This is a genomic window from Micromonospora sp. PLK6-60 (assembly GCF_019890675.1).
Lineage (GTDB): Bacteria > Actinomycetota > Actinomycetes > Mycobacteriales > Micromonosporaceae > Micromonospora.
Window position 1 is genome coordinate 315,405 of the sequence record NZ_JAIOAA010000001.1, and the last position, 18,738, is coordinate 334,142.

The 18,738-nt window shown below is 72.6% G+C and carries 17 protein-coding genes; 12 read left to right on the forward strand and 5 right to left on the reverse strand.

The genetic code is table 11. From position 1 onward, the window contains the following. Positions 1–48: 48 nt before the first annotated feature. The 5 genes from K7640_RS01235 (at position 49) to K7640_RS01255 (ending at position 4,985) form a co-directional block, all read left to right on the forward strand. Entirely contained in the window at positions 49–2,082 is a 2,034-nt protein-coding gene (locus K7640_RS01235) for a BTAD domain-containing putative transcriptional regulator (protein ID WP_255607728.1), read from the forward strand. A gap of 171 nt (positions 2,083–2,253) precedes the next feature. After that, the gene (locus K7640_RS01240; RefSeq protein WP_222952767.1) at positions 2,254–2,496 is read left to right on the forward strand and encodes a hypothetical protein; all 243 of its coding nucleotides are present in this window, start codon (positions 2,254–2,256) and stop codon (positions 2,494–2,496) included. A gap of 26 nt (positions 2,497–2,522) precedes the next feature. Continuing rightward, positions 2,523–2,948 carry a VOC family protein gene (locus tag K7640_RS01245; protein ID WP_222952768.1) on the forward strand — a complete coding sequence of 142 codons (426 nt, stop codon included), beginning with the start codon at positions 2,523–2,525 and terminating at the stop codon, positions 2,946–2,948. Between the two features lie 335 nt (positions 2,949–3,283). Next, on the forward strand, positions 3,284–4,486 hold the full coding sequence (locus K7640_RS01250; RefSeq protein ID WP_222952769.1) for a serine hydrolase: 1,203 nt from the start codon (positions 3,284–3,286) through the stop codon (positions 4,484–4,486). Positions 4,487–4,565: 79 nt separating this feature from the next. Then, on the forward strand, positions 4,566–4,985 hold the full coding sequence (locus K7640_RS01255; protein ID WP_222952770.1) for a PPOX class F420-dependent oxidoreductase: 420 nt from the start codon (positions 4,566–4,568) through the stop codon (positions 4,983–4,985). Positions 4,986–5,063: 78 nt separating this feature from the next. Here K7640_RS01255 and K7640_RS01260 read toward each other — a convergent pair whose 3' ends face one another. From K7640_RS01260 to K7640_RS01270, 3 genes are all read right to left on the reverse strand, one after another. Further along, positions 5,064–5,480, reverse strand: coding sequence for a YeeE/YedE thiosulfate transporter family protein (locus tag K7640_RS01260; protein ID WP_222952771.1), 417 nt, complete (start codon positions 5,478–5,480; stop codon positions 5,064–5,066). After that, the gene (locus tag K7640_RS01265) at positions 5,480–6,136 is read right to left on the reverse strand and encodes a YeeE/YedE thiosulfate transporter family protein (protein WP_222952772.1); all 657 of its coding nucleotides are present in this window, start codon (positions 6,134–6,136) and stop codon (positions 5,480–5,482) included. Before K7640_RS01265 ends, K7640_RS01260 begins: the two co-directional genes overlap by 1 nt. Positions 6,137–6,814: 678 nt before the next feature. Next, positions 6,815–7,096 carry a hypothetical protein gene (locus K7640_RS01270; protein ID WP_222952773.1) on the reverse strand — a complete coding sequence of 94 codons (282 nt, stop codon included), beginning with the start codon at positions 7,094–7,096 and terminating at the stop codon, positions 6,815–6,817. 264 nt (positions 7,097–7,360) lie between these two features. Here K7640_RS01270 and K7640_RS01275 point away from each other — a divergent pair, with 264 nt between their 5' ends. The 7 genes from K7640_RS01275 to K7640_RS01305 all read left to right on the forward strand — a co-directional run bounded on the left by K7640_RS01275 (position 7,361) and on the right by K7640_RS01305 (position 11,233). Further along, entirely contained in the window at positions 7,361–8,248 is an 888-nt protein-coding gene (locus tag K7640_RS01275) for a helix-turn-helix transcriptional regulator (RefSeq protein WP_222952774.1), read from the forward strand. After that, complete coding sequence (locus K7640_RS01280; RefSeq protein ID WP_222952775.1) at positions 8,241–8,441, forward strand: DUF397 domain-containing protein; 201 nt, start codon at positions 8,241–8,243, stop codon at positions 8,439–8,441. Before K7640_RS01275 ends, K7640_RS01280 begins: the two co-directional genes overlap by 8 nt. Continuing rightward, complete coding sequence (locus K7640_RS01285) at positions 8,438–9,067, forward strand: LysE family translocator (protein WP_308042393.1); 630 nt, start codon at positions 8,438–8,440, stop codon at positions 9,065–9,067. Before K7640_RS01280 ends, K7640_RS01285 begins: the two co-directional genes overlap by 4 nt. A 133-nt stretch (positions 9,068–9,200) precedes the next feature. Next, positions 9,201–9,584, forward strand: coding sequence for a YbaB/EbfC family nucleoid-associated protein (locus tag K7640_RS01290; protein ID WP_222952776.1), 384 nt, complete (start codon positions 9,201–9,203; stop codon positions 9,582–9,584). Beyond that, positions 9,571–9,888: a type VII secretion target gene (locus K7640_RS01295; RefSeq protein ID WP_222952777.1), complete on the forward strand. Its 318-nt coding sequence runs from the start codon at positions 9,571–9,573 to the stop codon at positions 9,886–9,888. Before K7640_RS01290 ends, K7640_RS01295 begins: the two co-directional genes overlap by 14 nt. Further along, positions 9,888–11,027, forward strand: coding sequence for a WXG100 family type VII secretion target (locus K7640_RS29875; protein WP_308042394.1), 1,140 nt, complete (start codon positions 9,888–9,890; stop codon positions 11,025–11,027). Before K7640_RS01295 ends, K7640_RS29875 begins: the two co-directional genes overlap by 1 nt. Before the next feature lie 8 nt (positions 11,028–11,035). Continuing rightward, positions 11,036–11,233 (forward strand): DUF4926 domain-containing protein, encoded by a 198-nt coding sequence (locus K7640_RS01305; RefSeq protein WP_222952778.1) that lies wholly within the window; start codon positions 11,036–11,038, stop codon positions 11,231–11,233. Positions 11,234–11,342: 109 nt separating this feature from the next. Here the strand turns inward: K7640_RS01305 and K7640_RS01310 are convergent, their stop codons facing one another. Further along, entirely contained in the window at positions 11,343–17,336 is a 5,994-nt protein-coding gene (locus tag K7640_RS01310; RefSeq protein ID WP_222952779.1) for a DUF4011 domain-containing protein, read from the reverse strand. A 177-nt stretch (positions 17,337–17,513) separates the two neighbouring features. After that, on the reverse strand, positions 17,514–18,731 hold the full coding sequence (locus K7640_RS01315; RefSeq protein ID WP_222952780.1) for a serine/threonine-protein kinase: 1,218 nt from the start codon (positions 18,729–18,731) through the stop codon (positions 17,514–17,516). Positions 18,732–18,738 lie beyond the last annotated feature (7 nt).

Below are 18,738 nucleotides of genomic sequence, written 5' to 3' on the forward strand. Positions count from 1 at the left end.
TCGGTGGGCTGGTCCGTCGTCAGCGTGCCGGTGCCGGATGAGCAGCCGATGAGCGCGATACGTTGGCCCCCGGGCGAGGGAAGGACGGGTCGGGCGGTGCGGGTCAGCTGCGGGGTGCTCGGGCCGGTGACGGCCTGGGACGACGCCGGCACGCCGATCGACCTCAAGGGGCCTCGGCACCGGGCGGTGCTGGGTCGGCTGATCGCCGCGCGGGGCCGGGTGCTCCCGGTGGACGTGCTCGTCGACGACCTGTGGCAGGTGCCCCCGGCGGGTGCGGTGAGCGCGGTGCGTACCTTCGTGGCGGCGCTGCGGCGGGCGCTGGAGCCGGGCCGCGCGCCCCGTGAGCCGGCCCGGCTGCTGGTCACCGACGGGCCCGGCTACGCGCTGCGGGTCGACGCGGACAGTGTCGACGCGTGGCTGTTCGAGGACGAGGTGGGCGCCGCCGACACCGCGCTCCCCCAGCCGGCGCTCACGCAGCTGGACCGGGCGTTGGGGCGGTGGCGGGGGCCCGCCTACGCCGGCTTCGACGAGCCGTGGGCGCGCGTCGAGCGGGCCCGGCTGGAACAGCTGCGGTTGCAGGCGGTGGAGCGGCGGGCCGAGGCGTTGCTGGCGCTCGGGCGGGCCGCCGCCGTGGTGCCCGGTCTCGACGCGCACGTCGCCGAGCATCCGTGGCGGGAGGACGCGTGGCGGCTGCTGGCGGTGGCGCTGTCCCGCACCGGGCGGCAGGGCGACGCGCTCGCGGTGCTGCGCCGGGCCCGGGAGCTGCTGCGCGACCAGCTCGGCGTGGATCCGGGCCCCCGGCTGCGGCAACTGGAGATCGACATCCTGCGGCAGGCCGAGGAGGTGGGCGCCGGCCCGCCGGGACCGGCGCAGGTGTGGGCGCAGACCGCGGCGGCGTACGAGCGGGCCGTGGTGCCGGGCGCCCGCGCCCGCCTCGAATCGACCGTCGGTCTGCTGCGCAGCCTCGCGGTGACCGGCGCTGGTGGGCTGACGGCGGCCCGGGAGCAGCGGGTCGCCGCCATCGTGGCGGCCGAGCAGGTGGGGGATCCGGAGCTGACCGCCCGGGTGATCGGCGGCTACGACGTACCCGCGAACTGGACCCGCTCCGACGACCCGGCGCAGGCGGCCCGGGTGGTGGCGGCGGCGGAGCGGGCCCTCGCCGCGTTGGGGCCGGGCGGCTCCGACGCGACCCGGGCCCGGTTGCTGGCCACCATCGCGGTGGAGTCGCGGGGCACGCGGTCGGCGCGCGGGCCGCAGGCGGCGCGGGAGGCGGAGGCGATCGCCCGCCGGCTGGCCGACCCGGCGTTGCTGGCGTTCGCCCTGAACGGGACGTTCATGCAGACCTTCCACCGGGCCGGGCTCGCCGCCGAACGGGACGCGATCGGCGCCGAACTGGTCGCCCTGGCCGACCGGCACGGCCTGGTGACGTTCGCGGTCCTCGGGCACCTCGTCCGCCTCCAGGCCCGGGGCGCGCTGGCCGACTTCGCCGGCGCCGACGGGCACGCCGCCGCCGCGGACCGGCTCGCCGACCGGCACGAACTCCCCCTGGTCGGGGTGTTCACCGGCTGGTACCGGGCCATGCGGTACGCCGCGACCGGGGCGCCGCCGGCGGCGGCGGAGGCCGGGTACCGGGAGGCGGCGGACCGGCTCACCGGCGCGGGGATGCCGGGCGTCGAAGGTGGGCTGTTGCCGTTGGCGCTGCTGTGCCTGCGGGTGTGGCACCGGCTGCCGCCCGACGTCGCCGCCGACACCGACTGGGGACCGTACGCGCCGTGGGCCCGGCCGCTCGTGCTGCTCGCCGACGGCCGGGCGCGGGAGGCGGCGGCGGCCCTGCGGCGGGTGCCGGAGCCGCCGCGTGACCTGCTGTACGAGGCGTTGTGGTGCCTGACCGGGCGGGCCGCGGTGGGGGTGGGTGACCGGGCGGTGCTGGCGCGGGCGCGGGCGGCGTTGCTGCCGGCGGCCGGGGAGGTGGCCGGGGCGGGCAGCGGCATGCTGACCGTGGGGCCGGTCGCCGGATATCTCGAGGAGTTCGCCGCCGCGCTCGCGGATCAGCCTGCGGCTTCCGGGCACGGCCTGCCGTGAGCCGGTTGACGAGCTGCGGGATCCGGTGGAAAGCTGCGGTACGACCCGCGCCTCGGGCGCGGCTGTCCATGAAGGATGATGCCTGTGATCTCGGCGACCAGCGGCCGCCGCGTGCGCGCGGAGGGCTGAGCGGGCCAGTCCCGTTCACTCGCACCCGCGCCCGCCTCTGCGGTGCGCCATGCCCTTTTCCAGCGCGCCCTCTCCTCGGCGCGTTCCGCAGACATCACTTCATCTGACCTGAGGGACCGGCAGCGGGGTGTCGCCGGCGCGCTCACCACGCGGATCACCGAGCGGGTGATCGCGGCCGGTGCCGCGTGCGCCTGGCTGGCGGCGTCGGAAGAGAAGTCCTGGCGCGTCTACCAGCGGGTCGGCTACGCCCCGACCGGCAAGCGGCGCCACCTCGCACACGACTGACTCAAGCCTTGAAAGGAAAACGTCTGATGGGATCCATTGTTCGGCACATCACGTTCGACCTGGCCGCCCCGCACGAGCCGTACGAGCTGGCCCGGTTCTGGTCCGGGGTGCTCGGCTATCCGATCTGCCCGGAGGACCAGCCCGGTGACGACGAGGTGGCGCTCGACGTGCCGGCCGGTCAGCCGACGCTGCTGTTCCTCCGGGTGCCCGAGGCCAAGACGCTGAAGAACCGGGTGCACCTCGACCTGGAGCCGGACCAGCCGCGGGATGCGGAGGTGGACCGGATCGCCGCCCTCGGCGCGACAGTGGTCGACGACCAACGCACACCGAACGGGCGGGGCTGGATGGTCTTCGCCGACCCGGCCGGCAACGAGTTCTGCGTCGAGATCAGCGGCGCCGAGAAGGAGGCGATCATCCGCCAGGCGGCCGCGGCCGCCACCAGCAAGGACTGACCACGACAGTCCGGGCTGGCACCCACCGTGCGTGCCAGCCCGGACCGACAACTCACGGTGGATGGCGGCGATCGCTCGCCCTTCTGTCCCACCGTGGCCCGGTCCCGCCCCGCCTGTGCCCTCATGGCAACCGACGGCCGCCAGACGCGCGACGGCGCGTCGCAACGCCGAATGGGCCTGGCGCGTTCATTCGCCGAAAATGCACCGCTCGTCGGGCGCCAAAATGGGCAGGAATGGCGGAAGTGGACCAGGCTTTTCAGTCTGAATGAGACCGCTGCGGAGCGCTTTCGACAATCGGGCCGTGCCCACCCTCGCCGACAATTACGTTCTGTGACGTGACCGCCAATCGCATCGCTGCCGTGCTGCTCAGCGCCGTCCTGACCACTCCCGGCCTGCTGCCGGCCTCACGGGCGTCAGCGGCCCCCGCGGACCGGCCCTGCCCGACCGTGGCACCGCCGGCACCCGCGCCGGCCGTACCCGCTGCCCCACCGGTCGACGCCGCCGACCGGGCCGTCGGCGGCGAGTCCCTGGCCACGGCGGGCCTCGCGGCGCCCGCCGGCGCGCCGGCGGCGCCGGCGGTGACCGCCACCTCGTGGCTGGTGGCCGACCTGGACAGTGGCGCGGTGCTGGGCGGCTGCGGCCCGCACGAGCGCCGCACGCCGGCCAGCGTGCAGAAGATGCTGCTGGCGGCGGCGCTGATGCCCCGCCTCGACCCGGCGCAGGTGGTCGAGGTGACCCGTGCGGACCTGCGGGATCTCGACCCGGCCAGCTCGGTGATGGGCGTGGTTCCGGGCGGCCACTACACGGTGGAGAGCCTGTGGCTGGGGCTGCTGCTGCGGTCGGGCAACGACGCCGCCAACGTGCTGGCCCGCGTCGGCGGCGGCGCGGCCGGGCGGCCGGGCGGGGTGCAGGCGATGAACGACGAGGCACACCGGCTGGGCGCCAACCAGACCCACGCGGTGACACCGTCCGGGCTGGACGGGCCCGGTCAGTACACCAGCGCGTACGACCTGGCGTTGATCGCCCGGGCCACCTACGCCCGGGCGGACTTCCGCCGGTACGTCGCCACCCGGGCGGCGCAGATCCCGGCCGGGGCGGGCACGCCGGGCCTGTCCTTCGCGCACGACAACACCCTGCTGGACCACTATCCGGGCACGCTCGGCGGGAAGACGGGCTTCACCGACCTGGCCCGGCAGACGTACGTGGGGGTGGCCGAACGCGACGGCCGGCGGCTGGTGGTGACCCTGCTCGGTGCGGAGACCGCGCCGCTGGGCAGCCTCGGCGAGGCGGCGGCCCTGCTGGACTGGGGTTTCGCCCTCTCCCCCGGCGCGTCGGTCGGCCAACTTGTCGGCCCGGACCAGCAGAAGCGGGACCGGCCGGTGGTGGCGCTCAAGGGCGACGCGCCCGGCCAGCCGGCGGCGGCGCGGTCGTTCTCGACGCCGCTCATCGTCGCCGCCGGGGGCGCGGCGGCGCTGGCCGTGCTGTTCCTGGCGGCGCCGTGGCGGCGTCGGGCCGCCCGCCGAGCCGCCCGACCCTGACCGCGCCACCGGTCGCCCTGCGACGGGCGGGGTGGGTGCGTACATTTGCGGAGACAACGCCGCCGGGAAGAGGAGAGCCATGTCGAAGCCGCCGCTGCCGGAGTCCGCGATCGCCATGCTGCGCAAGCCGAACCCGGCCGTCATAGCCACGCTGCGCTCAGACGGCCAGCCGGTCTCCACGGCCACCTGGTACCTGTGGGACGACGGCCGGATCCTGGTGAACATGGACGAGGGTCGCCGCCGGCTCGACCACCTGCGCAACGACCCGCGGGTGACGCTGACCGTGCTGGACGAGCAGGGCTGGTACACCCACCTCAGCATCATCGGGCACGTGGTCGAGCTGCGCGAGGACAAGGAGCTGGCGGACATCGACCGGCTGTCGCAGCACTACACCGGCAACCCGTATCCGCGGCGGGAGCGCGGCCGGGTCAGCGCGCTGATCGAGATCGACCGCTGGCACGGGTGGGGTGAGCTGAAGGACAGCAGCCAGATCGGCTGACGCCGTGGTCGGCGCGGCGCCGGCCGCCGGGCCTGCGCGGGTCGCGACAGGCCCGACGGCGTACGGCCCGAGCCCCGGCTACCGGGCGCAGGAGCCGCTGTCGATCCGGAGATATCTGGTGTTGGCCCACCGGCAGAGGCGGATGCCGACGGCGATGCCGGCGAGCGTGACGAGGGCGGGCATGCATCCGCTGGCGACCTGGACGATCGGGATCGCCGGGCAGCCCCCCGAGATCGCCCAGCCGGTGCCGAACAGCACCGCGCCGGGCACCACGCCGGCATGGATGCGTCCCGGTACGCGGCGCACCCGCAACACGGCGAACGCCACCACGATGATCGCCACCGCCCCGGCGAAGGAGAGGAACATCCGCAGGTCCTGGAAGGTGAACATGCGGTTCAGTTCGGCGTAGTCCCCGAAGCCGATGTTGGCGACGGTGAAGCCGAGGGCCAGCCCGGTGATGATGTTGACGATGAGGATCGCACCCCGGGTACGCATCAGATCACCTTCCAGAGCAGGAACGACACCAGGACGGCGGTGCCGAAGAAGACCGCGGTCGCGACGATGCTGACGGGTTGCAGGCGACCGCAGCCGTTGAGCCCGTGACCGCTGCTGCAGCCGCCGGCGAGGCGGGTGCCGAAGCCGACGAGGACACCCCCGACGAACAGCGCCGCGACCATCTCGGTCGGCTTGTCGGTGACGATCTGGCGGAAGCCCTCGCCCATGTCGAGACGGAGCTGGAACCGTCCGGAGGTGACCGCCGCCACCCAGCCGCCGACGAGGATCGACAGCAGCAGGCCGACCTGGCTGACCAGGGGCGCCGGAAGCAGCCTCGCCATCGAGGAACTCGCCTCCGCCGGGGGTTGCCGGTCCGGCCCCGGTGTCCCTGCGCCACCCGAGCCGGAGGGGCGGGCGGCGGGCGTGAGCGGCGGGGCGCCGAGCGGTCCGGCGGTGGCCGCGGCGAGCGCTTCGATGAGCACGGCGTCGTCGGTGACCTGCGCGTTCGCCCGTTCGACGCGGCGTTCGGTGCGCCAGTGCAGGACGCGGTCCCAGGCCCCGGACACCCCGAAGGATCGGTCGGTCGCGATGGCGTAGTTGATGGTGACGAGAGCGAGTCCGGCCGCCCCCGCCCACCAGGGCCAGTAGTCGTTCATGCGGGACTTGAGATCCAATCTGCGAGTCGGGCCCACCATCCGTATCGACGCGGGGCGGGTGGCTTTGCCGGCGGTCTGGCGGGGCGTGGACCAGGCGCGGGTGGGGCCGGGTCGAACCCCCAGCCAGGGGGCGGCGCTTCGGCCGGCGTCGGTTCCGGCACTGCCTCGAAACCCGACGGTGTGACCGGGCCAGGTTCCACCGGGCTGGACCCGTCAGCTGCGGGAATGCCTCTCAGGTGCATCGCGTCGACCCCGTTGGGCAGCAGGGTGATCGGCACCAGCTGGCCGGTCCTGGACAACTGGTACCGGGCACACTCCCGCCACTGGTTCGCGCTGTCGCAGTAGTAGTTGCGCCAGTCGCGCAGGCTCGCGTTGAGCAGCGGAAACAGCGGACAGCTCTGGATGTGCGAGCAACCCATATCGCTCCTATCTGGCCCCGCGCCGTCGCCGATCCGTCGGCGGGCGCACGGTGGCCGGTAGGTGTAGGTCAGGGACCACGCGTGCCGGTTGCGGCCGCGATGGTCAGGCCATCGGACGGGTGGGGAAGTCGGGTGGGGAAGTACTGCACCTTGAAGATCGGTCTGACGCCGCGAGACGCAACAGAAATCTCGGACGACTTGTACCGATCCGAGACGAGGGCCCACGTTTTGCGGCGCGGGCCTTCCCTTGCGCGCTCCGTCAGCGACGCAGCCGGCGGGCGCAGCGGCCGTCGTGGTCGGCGGGCAGCAGGCAGCGCCGGCCGCCGGGCAGGCGCAGGTCGCAGAAGACCCGATGGCGTACGTTCTGGTCGTCCTCGGCGGAGACGGTGGTCTCCCCCGGGTCGCTCTGCGGCAGGATCGCCGTCCAGCGGGCGACGACCCGGGCCAGCCGCCGCGCGGCCGGCAGGTCGGCGGCGACCAGCGGCAGGTGGATGACGTACCGGCCGGTGGCGCGGGCCGGTCGCTCGGTGCGGTCACCCATGCCGGACCTGCCTTCTCGTCGGGGCGTGGAAGGGCGGGACCGCCCGCCCTCCGCGTACGGGCGGACCCACCTGGCACCTGTCTCCGCAGCTCACCGGCGGTACGGCGGCAGGGCTCTGGTAGAGAGCCTGCGGCAGTCCGGGGCACTTCTGCAACGTTCCACGGCGAAATTCTCGCCGGATCCATTGACTTTCTTTACTGCAACCGGTACGAGTTGCAGGAGAAGGTCACGCACTGTTGCGGCATGGAATCAAGGAGTGCTCGGATGGCCGACGACCTCGGATCGACCGTGCCGCGCCGGCAACTCGGCCGGCTGCTGCGCCAGTACCGCACCGAGGCGGGCGTGACCCTCGACGCCGCCGCCGAAGCCCTCGAATACAGCCGGCAGAAGATCTGGCGCATCGAGTGCGGGCTGGGCGCGGTGCGGGTGCTCGACGTCAAGGCGATGTGCGAGCTGTACGGGGTCTCCGACGAGCTGACCGAGGCGATGCGCGGGCTGGCGGCGGAGACGAAGTCGAGGGGGTGGTGGCACGCGTACGGGGACGCGGTGCCGAGCTGGTTCGAGCTGTACGTGGGGCTGGAGTCCGCAGCCGCCCACCTGCGTCGCTACGACGAATCGCTGATCCCGGGGCTGCTTCAGACCCGGCAGTACGCGTTGGGGTTGTACCACCCGGGCAGCCGGCTCAGTGCCGAGGAACGGGAGCGAGCCGTCGAGGTTCGCATGCAGCGCCAGGGGTTGCTGACTCGGCGCCTGCCCGAACCGCCACGACTGGAGGCCGTGCTCTCGGAGGCGGTGCTCCGACGACCGGTCGGTGGGTCAGGTGTCATGACCGGCCAGCTCAATCACCTGCTGGAGACGTCCGAGCTCCCGCACGTGTCGGTGCGCGTGGTGCCGCTCGCGGCTGGGCCGCACCCGGGGGCGGTGGCCGGCTCCTTCGTCATCCTCGACTTTCCCGCCACCAACAAGGGACGCACGCCACCCGAGCCATCCGTCGTGTACAGCGAATCGTTGACCGGGGCCCTCTACCTCGACAAGCCCGACGAACTAGCGGCATACGAGAACACGTGGAAGGGCGTAGCAGCACTCGCGTTAGGTGAGGCAGAATCGAAGGAGATGATCAAACGGCTCGTCGGGGAGATGCGGCATGACTGACCTGACCGGCGCGATCTGGCACAAGAGCACCCGCAGCGGCGACAACGGCGGGGACTGTGTCGAGGTCGCCGCCAACCTTCCCGGCCTGGTCGGCGTGCGCGATTCGAAGGATCCGGACGGACCGTGCCTGACCTTTGCGCCGGCCGCCTGGTCCGCCTTCGTCCGGTCGACGCCGCCGGCCGGCCGCTCGTGACCGCCGCGACGATCGTCGCGTTCGCCGGGTTGATGGCGCTGGGCGCGCTCTCCCCCGGCCCCGACTTCGCCATCGTCGTACGCCATGCGGTGGCTTCCGGCCGCCGGCGCGGGATGGCGACGGCCGCCGGGGTCGCGGCGGGGGTGTTCGTCTGGGTGCTCGCCGCCGCGACGGGCGTCGCCGCGTTGCTGGCGGCGTCGGCGACGGCCTTCACGGTGGTGAAGCTCGTCGGGGCCGGCTACCTCGCCTACCTGGGCATCCGGGCGCTGCGCGCGGCGGCGCGCGGCGGTGACGTGGTGGCCGCCGAGGACGCCGGGCCGAGGCGGGTGGGCACGGCCGCGGCGTTCCGGCAGGGCTTGCTGTGCAACGTGCTCAACCCGAAGGCGGCGGTGTTCTTCGTGGCGCTGATGCCGCAGCTCCTCGGCACCGGCGCCACGGTCGTGGACGGATTGCTGCTGGCGGTGACCGGGGCGTCCGTCGCGCTGCTGTGGTTCGTCGGGGTGGCCAACGTGGTGGCGGCGCTGCGGCGGCTGCTCCGGCGGCCCGCGGTGCGTCGGGCGATCGACGCGGCGACCGGGGTGGCGCTGCTCGGGCTGGGCGTCCGGCTGGCCACCACCCGCCTCTGACCGCCTGACCACACCGAGCCGCCGCACGCGTCAAGCCCTCGAATGCGACGCCCCACACGGAGCGCGACCGCCTGATAACGTTTCTGCGACTTCGACGTCCGACGATCGAAGGTCGTCCCCTGGGGAGGGTCGGGTGTGGGCGGATGAGGCTGCGCTGGACGCGGCGGCGCGCCGGCTCGACGACTGGGAGGCATCCCTGGCCGAGCGGGCGCGGCGGACCCGTTCGCTGACCGGCCGGCTCCAGGAACTCACCGGCACCGCCCGCAGCCCCGACCGGCTCGTCGAGGTCACCGTCGACTCCGCCGGTCACCTGATCGACCTGCACCTGGACGAGCGGACCCGGCAACACCCCGCCGCGCACACCGCCCGGCAGATCGTGACCACCGGCGCCGCCGCCCGCGCCGACCTGCTACGACAGGTCACCGAGGCGACCCGGGCCGCCCTCGGCGACGACGACCCGACCGCCGCGGCCATCATCGAGTCCTACCAGCGGAGCTCCGCCGATGCCGACAGGTGAGCACCTCCAGGTCCACCCCGAGGACCTGATCGCGCACGCCGGGCACCTCGACCGGACCGCCGACCGCATCGACACCGCCCGCGCCGCCGGCCAGCACGTGCGGCTCGGCGCCGACGCGTACGGGCAGCTCTGCGCGCTGATGCCGACGCTGCTCGACGGGCTGCACCGTACCCTGGTCGACGGCATCGGCACGGCGGCCGGATCGGTCCGCGACACCGCCGGGCGGCTGCGGACCAGCGCGCAGCGCTACCAGGACACCGACGCCCGCGTCGAGCGGCACCTCGACCGGCTGCGGCGCCAGTAGTGACCAATTCCCTGGTCGCCCCCGTCGCCGACGGCGCGCCCAGCGCCTGGGCCGGCGTGTGGATCCTCGAAGACATCGAGCTCATCACCAAGGGCGTCCGCAACGGCAGCTGGATCGACGGCACCCTCGGCGTGGTCAGCGCCGGCCTCGACGCCCTCGCCTTCGTCTCCGACCCGGTCGGCGCCCTGCTCCAGTACGGCATCGCCTGGCTCATCGAACACGTCAAACCCCTCAGCGAGGCCCTCGACTGGCTCGCCGGCGACCCCGCCCAGATCACCGCCCACGCCCAGACCTGGCGCAACACCGCCACCGCGCTGCGCGAAAGCGCCGCCGACCTGGCCCGCGACGTCCGCGCCGACGTCGCCGACTGGGCCGGCCGCGCCGGGTCGGCCTACCGCTCCTGGTCGGTGGAACAGCAGCAGGCCATCACCGGGCTCGCCGCCGGCGCGGACGCCATGGCCACCATCACCGAGGCCACCGCCGGGCTCGTTGCCGCCGTCCGGCTCCTCGTCCGCGACGTCATCGCCGCCTGCGTCTCCCGCATCATCGTGTACGCGGGCGAGCTGGTCGCCACCGCGGGTTTGGCGGCACCGCTGGTCGTGGAGCAGGTGTCGACGCTGGTGGCGTCGTGGGCGGCGCGGATCGGGAAGCTGCTGCGGGGGTTGATCGCCAGTCTGCGGCAGATCGTGCCGGCGGTGCGGCGGCTCGCGGAGCTGAAGCAGGCGCTCCAGAGGCTACGCCGGCAGCCTCCGGAACCTCAGCCGTCGCGGGAGCCGGAACCACCGCCTCCTCCTCGCAACCCAGACCACCCGGACTTCAGCAACGCCGAGATCGACGCACGGAAGATCACCGCGTACGCAATGAACCCCGAGCACCCGGTCGGGAGGAACAAGTACCGCGTCATCAACGCTGCCACCGGGCTCGGGCCGGAGGACGCCGCGACCGTCGAGCAGCAGATCCGCGAGGGTGTACGGCACGCCGCTCCTCTTCTCGGCAAAGCGGATGAGTACGGCCAGCGGTGGTCGGTCGACGTGCCGCTGACCGGCCCCTCCGGCAGTATCATCGTTCGTACCGCATGGATGGTGGAGGAGGCCGGGTCGACGCCCCGCCTGGTGACCATCTCGTTCCCACCGACGTGAGGCTGGCCGTGGATCTGTACGACGTGGTCGAGCTGACAGAAGACCTTCCCGACGAGGAGCTTCAGGTTGGTGCCGTCGGCACTATCGTGCACGTATTTCAGAGGCCCCGGCTTGCTTACGAGGTCGAGTTCACCGATGACGGCGGCCGAACCGTCGCCAGCGTCGCACTGACCCCGGAAAAGATCCGCCTCGCAGCCCGCCACTGATGGCGACAGATCAGCGAGGCAGGCAATCACGCCACGGTTGCCATGCACGGAGCTGCCGATCTCAGTCGGTCTCGTGAAGGCACTGACGCACTAGGCCGGACGGGGCGTGTCAGCTCAGGGCGAGGCGTCCCTCCTGGTCGAACCGGATACGGCCGCTCGTCACCGCGACGTGCAAGCCGTACCGCAGGAGCTTGTCGATCTTCTCGGTGCGCCGCCGGTAGCCCAGGCGCTCCAGCCCCGCCCGCAGCAGCCGATCCTCGTCCATGCTTCGCACGCTCTGCAGGACATGGACGAACGCGTTCGCCACCTCCTCCGGCGGCACCTCCTCGAAGCCCCGGTCGTTGCTCGCCTGGGTGACCCGGTACGCGCGCCACCTCTGTGGATCCGTCCCCTCGGGCCAGGCGTACCGTCCGACCGTCGGGTGCTCGTACAGCCGGCGGGCGTCAACGAGTGTGAGGACGGCGAGACGCCGGTCCTCCCGGGTCCGGAGGAAACCGAACCGGGCGAGAGCCAGGCGGGCCAGCCGGTGCTGTTCGACGGGCCCCTCGGCCGCGATGATCTCGCGTAGCGCCTCCCGGACAAGTCCGCGGACCCGCTGGTCGGTGGCGAGTAGGTCGAGGTCGCTCTGGTCGCCGAGCGGAGTCGGCGCGTACGGGATGAAGGGTCGAACCTCGATGCTGCCGGCGGTCGCCGGCGGCCCGCTCGCGGCAGGAGCCGGCGTGAATGCGGTGGCGAGGCCGGTGACCAGAATCGACGAGGCAACGGCCAGTGGCTCGGTGTCTTCCGCGACCCGCGGATCCGTCAGATTTACAGACGGACCCTGCTCGTCGTCGGCGGCAGCGCGGGGTGCCGGCAGCTCGGGCCCCTCGTGCGGTACAACGGACGCCGCCGACGCGGCAGGCTCCGAAGCGTCCGCCCTCGCCACCGCCTCGTCGACGCGGTCGAGCAGTGCGGACCGGTCGTGGATCCATGCCGGCAACCAGAACCGCACCACCTCCGGCCAGCCCATGATCGTCCGAAGCAGGGCCGGGGCCAGGTCCCGGTCGGCCACCGTCGGGCGGGAGCTCCAGTCCGGCCCGTCCAGCATGACCGCGACCTGCCAGCGCGTTGCCCCGGGCCGGCGCACGGCAATGTCGACGGTGAAGTCGGACAGGCCGTGTGCGGTGCGTACCTCGTGCCCGCGCTCGCGCAGCGCGGCGGCCACCTGGTCACGGATCCGGCTACGCCGCTCGGTCCGGTCGGTGGTCAGATCGCCCAGCCGATCGGCGCCGGCGGCGGCCAACTCGCAGTACGCCCGCAGGTGCTGAGTGCCGACCGCCGAGGTCCGCGACAGGTCGATGTCGGACGGTTCGAACGACGAGAACAGCACGACCTGCCGGCGGGCCCGAGTGATGGCCACATTGAGCCGACGCTCGCCGCCGACCTGGCTGAGCGGACCGAAGTTCAGCGGAAGCTGGCCGGTCTCCGGGTTGGTGGAGAACGCCAATGAGAACAGGACGACGTCCCGCTCGTCACCCTGCACGTTCTCCAGGTTCTTGACGAAGATCGGTTCCGCGACCGCGCCGGAGAGGTGCTCCCGGACGAGCGGGTCGCTGCTCTCCTCCAGCAGGTTGAGGATGAGGTCCCGCTGCTGGATGTTGAAGGTGACCACGCCGATCGACTGACCGGCGGTGGCCGGGTCGTGCAGGCGTCGGATGATATCCGCGAGGACGGCCTGCGCCTCGACCTCGTTGGTTCGCGTACCGCCCCGGTCGTACCGGCCGTCGACCCCCCGCCAGGTGATGCCGGCGGAGCTGCTGGCGCCGGGCGACGGGAGGCTGGAGAGCTTGTTGTCGTAGTAGTAGCGGTTGGAGAAGGCGATCAGCGATTCGTCGTGGCTGCGGTAGTGCCAGGACAGCCACCGCTGCGGCAACCCGGACTCGACGGCCTCGCTGAGGATGCTCTCCAGGTCTTCCAGCACCGGGGCCTCGCCGTCGTCGACCTCGTCGACGGTGTGGCTGGCCTGCATGATGCTGCTCGGCGGCATCTGCCGGGAGTCGCCGACGACCACCACCGCCCGGCCGCGTCCCATCGCGCCGACCGCCTCCGCTACCCGGATCTGTGATGCTTCGTCAAAAATGACCAGGTCGAACCGCTGCCCTCCCGGGGCCAGGAAGTTCGCCGCCGAGGCGGGGCTGACCAGCACGCACGGTGTCAGGGCCAAGACGGCGTCCGGGTAGAGCTCGAACAGCTCCCGGAAGGACCGCCCGCCGCGTTTGCGGCGCAGCTCTGCGGCGAAGTCGGCGAAGCGCCCCCGCCGGTCGCTCGGGCTGAAGGGGCGGCGTCCGACCAGCACCGACGGCAGGCGCTCGGGCAGCGCTGCGCGCAGCTCACCGGCGGCGGTCTCGAACTGGGCGATCTCGTCGTCGTGCAGCTCCGGGTCGAAGTACTGCAGACCACCGGCTCGCAGCCGTTCGGCGAGGGAGGTGGCGGCGACTCCGCGCCGGTACGCCTCCTCGGCGAACTGCCCGGGCACCTCGGCGCGCAGCAGCTGGCCGTGGTAGTCGGTGAGACCGGCGGAGGCGAGCACGTCGGCGTGGGTGAGCACGGTGGCCCACCGACGCAGCGGGAAGAGCTCCTCGGTACGCAGGTCGTGCAGCCAGGTCGCGCCGTCCCGCTGCCAGGCGGCGGCCCAGTGCGAGCCGGTGGCCCACAGGGCCAGCTCCGGCTCCCCGGAGCGCAGCACCCCGCGCCAGGCCCGCCACCGGGAGGCGACCCGGTCGAGGAGGACGGCGTCGGTGTCGGTGAAGCCGGGCTGGAACAGGTTCCAGGCCTGCGGGTGCCGGGCCAGCAGCGTCCGGCCGATCCGGGTTGCCTCGATCGCCTCGGCAAGCCGCTGCGGGGCGTCCGGTTGCGTGGGTTGCCATCCCGGCAGAAGCAGGCCGCCCACCGCCGCCGCCTGCTGATACAGGGCCGCGGCCCGGGCCTGAGCGGCGACGAGGCGCCCGGTGGTCACCTCGACCTGCTCGGCGTCGAGAGTCGCGCCGGCGATCAGGTGCACGGCCATCTTGTCGACGACGGCCTGCTTGCGCTTGCGCTTGCCGAAGACCTTTTTCGCCGCCTCCTGCGCCTCGACGTGCCAGGCGGTCAGCTCCGCACGGCCGTACACGTCGGGCCGGAAGGTGGCCAGCTCACCGGCGAAGCCCTGGTGGAAGCCGGCCAGCTCCGACTGCAGCCGGGCCACCGCCTCGTCCCAGCGCCGGTCGCTGGCCCGCACGGTGGTCTCCCGGTCCGGCAGCATTCCGCGTACGGCAAGCCAGGCGCCGGCCTGCAGTTCGCTGACCGTCTCGGGTGCGGGCAGCGTCCGCAGTAGCTCGACCAAGTGGGGGCGGGTGGCGAGGTCGACGCGGACGCGTTCCAGGTCGGCGGCGATCTCGGTGAGGGCCGCGCCGTGCAGGCCGTCCAGGGTGCGGCACCCGCTCAACGACCAGGGGTGCTCGGGTCGGACCCGCGCTGAGCGGGCGGCGGCCGGGAACTCCCGCAGCGTGCGCTCCACCTGTGCCCGCGCCTCCTCGGGCGCATGTAGGTAGGTCACCGGGATCGGCGCGACCGGCCCGTCCCCGTACGCGAGGACCTGCTCGTAGGCCGACCAGAGCGACATACCGACGGGGTTGGTGGTGTGGACCTGCGCCGGGTACTCGACCAGCGGCGCGAGCCGGGTCCGGTAGGCCGTCTCGACGGCCGTCCAGCTGCCGTCGGTCCCGGCGTCGTACTGGTCCAGGGCGTCACGCAACTGCTGGCGGATGGCGTTGAGGGATTGTTTGCGCCCGTGCAGGTCCAGCGCGAACGGTCCCAGGCCGATCTGCCGGAGCCGGCGCTTGACGACCTCGAGAGCGGCCTGCTTCTCAGCGACGAACAGCACGGACCGGCCGGCGGCGACCGCCCTGGCGATCATGTTGGTGATGGTCTGTGACTTGCCGGTGCCGGGCGGGCCTTCGAGGACGAAGGACTGGCCACGCTCGGCCATCGCGATGGCCTGCATCTGCGAGCCGTCGGCGGGAATGGGCAGGTGCAGCTCCGGCTCGTCGACGGCTTCTTCCGGCTGATCCTCCGGCCGGGCCGGGTCGTCGAATGTCGCGCCGGAGGACTGCACCAGGTGCCGCACGACGGGGTTCTCCATGAACCGCGGCCAGTGGTCGCCGAGGTCCCGCCACATCTGGAAGGTGGAAAACTGCAGCAACCGTAGGCTGGCGGACTCGTCGATGCGGTAGTTCAGCCGGTTGTCGACCAGGCCCGCGTTGATCGCGGCCAGGGTCTTCGCGACGTCGATGCCGTGCTCGTCGAGGACCGGCTGTTCCAGCTCCGGGATCCGCACCCCGTGCTTGACCCGCAGCCACTCGATCAGGCAGTAGTTCGGGCTGGCGACCTCGCTGCCGTCGATGACCATCGCGTACGGCCGGCGACCGGTGCCGCCCTCGATGCGCACCGGCAGCAGGAACAGTGGGGCGTATGCCTCTCCCCCGGTTGTCCTCGGGTGCACCAGCGTGCCGATGGTCAGATAGAGGTAGTTACTGCCGGTCTCCTGCAGCATGGTGCGCGCTTCGCGCTGAAGCGACCGCATGGCGGTCTTGTAGCGGGCCTCGGTGACCGCGCCGTAGACCCGGCGGTCGGTGCGCAGCTCGCGGGTGAGGACGTCGGCGTCGAGGTCCTGCGCCCGGCGCGCGCCGGCCAACTCGTGGACGTGGCTGATGTCGTCCTGCGGGATGACCTGCACCTGGCGACCGTCGTGGATCAGATCGTCGAGCAGGGCGAGGGCGCCGGCCGGCACGTGCAGGTCAAGGCCGCGGCCCCGCTTCGGCAGGTTCAGCAGCGGGTTGCGCAGGCTCAGGTCGAGCAGGGACTTACGCCACTGCTGGATGCGCGCCGGCGAGTCGTCGGAGGGCTGCGGCGTCTCGTCGCGGTCGTCGGCGAGCTGGCGCAACTTGGCCGCGGCCACCCCCGACGGAAGGTCCAGGGAGGCCACTGTGGTGTCGGTGGTCGTCTCGGTGTCGACCGGCGCGACCAGCTGGTCGGCCGACGGCAGCGGCCGGATGCCGGAGCGGTGGGCGAGGTGGACGTCGACCACGCCCTGCAGCCGGTGGCCGTCGCCGCGGAAGTGACCGAGGCCGACCCGCACCGCCTCGGTGAACGTCGCGGTCTGCGCGCCGGGCCCGAGGCGGGTGAGTTCGACAGGCACCGCCCGGCCGGAGTCGACCATCGAGATGAGCAGGTTCGTCTCGGTGACCGCCGCGGCGCTGAGGCGCTCCTCCTCCAGCAGGAAGCCGCCGAAGGCGTGCCCCTCGCTGATGAAGACCAGCGGGTGCAGCCCGGCCGCCTCCAGGCAGGCGGCGTAGGTGACGGACAGATCGAGGCAGTTGCCGAGCCGTCCGTCCAGCACCGCCGCCGTCGTCCGGACCTTCTGGCCGCTGTTCTCGAACGACGCCGGCAGCGTCTGGTAGGTGATGTCGAGCCCGCGCAGCGACTCGTAGACGGCACCGGCGATCAGCGCCGCCCGCTCCGACCCGTCCTGGTAGCCCTGCAACGATCCGGAACCGGTACGCGCCAGCAGGAGCTGCGCCGCCGACCTCAGCACCGCCTCCACCGCGCCGGTGTTCGGCTGCACGAACGCGGCCAGGCTGTCGTAGAGCGCCGGGCTGTTGAACCACTCGTTGTGCGCGAGCACCATCGACGGGGCGACAAGCGTCAGCGGCGTGCCGTTCGTCGGCGTGCCGGTCGCCTCGACGGTGAGGCGGTAGTCGACCGGGAACGCCTCGTCGGTGCGATATAGCAGGGTGCGCTCCGGCGTGACGTCGCGGAAGTCGTCCCAGCCGGTGCCCGCTCCGGGCCGCAGCGGCCGGGTGAGGGTACGCGTCCACGGCTCGGTGAGAGCACCGTCAGGCCCGAGCAGCTCCAGCGTCAGCGTCACCTCCGCCAACGGCTCCGCGCCACGGTTGGTAAGCGTGAGGTGACGGACCAACGGCACCCGGTTGTGCACCAGGGCGGCGTTGATCGCCGGCTGCACGAGCAACGCGACGGCGAGCTGGTCGTCGGCGGCGGTGAACTGCGCGAAGACGCTGTCGGACATATGCGTTTCTCCAGGTGGCGAGGCCAGGAACCGCCCAGCCTAGCGGTCGGCCGATCGGTGGAGCCTCCCCCGGCCGATCTTGGTCGTCGTACCACTCGGGCAGGATGTGCGCCATAACGACGCACCACCTGGTCTACGGCCTCGGCGCACTCGCCGGCTAGGCGCGACGCACCTCCTTCACGGTTCTGTCTGCTCGCCCAACTCGCCCTGGCAGGCGATCGCGTTTCGCCGGCACTCGTCGGCCAGCTCCCGATGCTTGTCGGAGCTGCTCACGTCTCGAGCAAGCTCCTCGAACGCCTGTCGAGCCCGTCGGAAGTCGCCGGCGAGCAGGTAGAGGTTGGCGAGATCGAGCCGCAACGGAGCGAGTTCGTCGCCGGGCTCCCCGGGAGCGGAGCGCAGCGCCGCGTCCAGCATCTCCGCCGCCTGCACAAAGCGTTCGTGCTCGGCCAGCTCCTCGACCTGGGCCCGCAGTTCGGGCAGCGATGGAACTGTTCGGGGTGGTGACGTCGGGGCCGCTGCTGCCTGGTCGGTTCGCCGTCCGGTCACGACGTCGGCGCTGCCCCGGGTGTAGGGCAGGAGGAGCTGTTCGACCTCGGCAGCCGAGGCGGGCCGGTCCGACGGATCCTTGGCCAGAAGGCAGAAGAGCAGATGAGCCAGGTCGTCGGGCACGTCCGACCGGTACTCGGTGACGATCGGGATGGGTGACCGCAGGTGCCGGTGCAGCATCTCGAGGGAGTTCCGGGCATCGAAGGGCGGACTTCCGGTGAGCATCTCGAACAGAATGCACCCCAGCGCGTACAGGTCGGCGGCCGGTCCGACGCGTGCTGCGGATGCCTGTTCCGGCGCGATGTAGGCGGGAGTGCCGAGGGTGTGGCCGGTTGCCGTCAGGCGGGACTGCTCGGCCGGGCCGATCAGTGCGGCGACACCGAAGTCGAGAACCTTGACGGCGCCCGAGGGGGTGACCATGAGGTTCTGCGGCTTCAGGTCACGGTGCACCAGGGAGGCGGCATGAGCAGCGGTCAGCACGGAGCAGACCTGGGCGGCGATCGACGCCGAATCCGCCACCGACAGCCGTTCCTGCTCCGCGACAATGTCGGCCAGCTGGCACCCGCGCACGAGCTGCATGACGATGTACAGGTCCTCGCCGTGCCCGCCGAGGTCATGGATGACCGGCACGCCGGGGTGATCGAGGCGGGCGGTCACCCGCGCCTCCCGCCGGAATCGCTTGATCGCGACCTCTCGCTCGGCCTCCGGCACCTCTGTCGCTCGGAGGAACTTGACCGCCACCGGCCGGTCAAGGCGGTCGTCGTACCCCGCCCACACCTGGCCCATCCCGCCACGGCCGATCGGGTACGTCAGCTCGTACCGATCACCGATGCGGTCCCGCGCCTGCACCTGTGGC

Excerpts from the sequence above, each read along its gene's own strand:
- K7640_RS01235 (WP_255607728.1), top strand. The coding sequence starts at position 49 with ATGAGCGCGATACGTTGGCCCCCGGGCGAGGGAAGGACGGGTCGGGCG.
- K7640_RS01245 (WP_222952768.1), top strand. The coding sequence starts at position 2,523 with ATGGGATCCATTGTTCGGCACATCACGTTCGACCTGGCCGCCCCGCAC.
- K7640_RS01255 (WP_222952770.1), top strand. The coding sequence starts at position 4,566 with ATGTCGAAGCCGCCGCTGCCGGAGTCCGCGATCGCCATGCTGCGCAAG.
- K7640_RS01260 (WP_222952771.1), bottom strand. The coding sequence starts at position 5,480 with ATGCGTACCCGGGGTGCGATCCTCATCGTCAACATCATCACCGGGCTG.
- K7640_RS01265 (WP_222952772.1), bottom strand. The coding sequence starts at position 6,136 with ATGAACGACTACTGGCCCTGGTGGGCGGGGGCGGCCGGACTCGCTCTC.
- K7640_RS01270 (WP_222952773.1), bottom strand. The coding sequence starts at position 7,096 with ATGGGTGACCGCACCGAGCGACCGGCCCGCGCCACCGGCCGGTACGTC.
- K7640_RS01275 (WP_222952774.1), top strand. The coding sequence starts at position 7,361 with ATGGCCGACGACCTCGGATCGACCGTGCCGCGCCGGCAACTCGGCCGG.
- K7640_RS01280 (WP_222952775.1), top strand. The coding sequence starts at position 8,241 with ATGACTGACCTGACCGGCGCGATCTGGCACAAGAGCACCCGCAGCGGC.
- K7640_RS01295 (WP_222952777.1), top strand. The coding sequence starts at position 9,571 with ATGCCGACAGGTGAGCACCTCCAGGTCCACCCCGAGGACCTGATCGCG.
- K7640_RS01310 (WP_222952779.1), bottom strand. The coding sequence starts at position 17,336 with ATGTCCGACAGCGTCTTCGCGCAGTTCACCGCCGCCGACGACCAGCTC.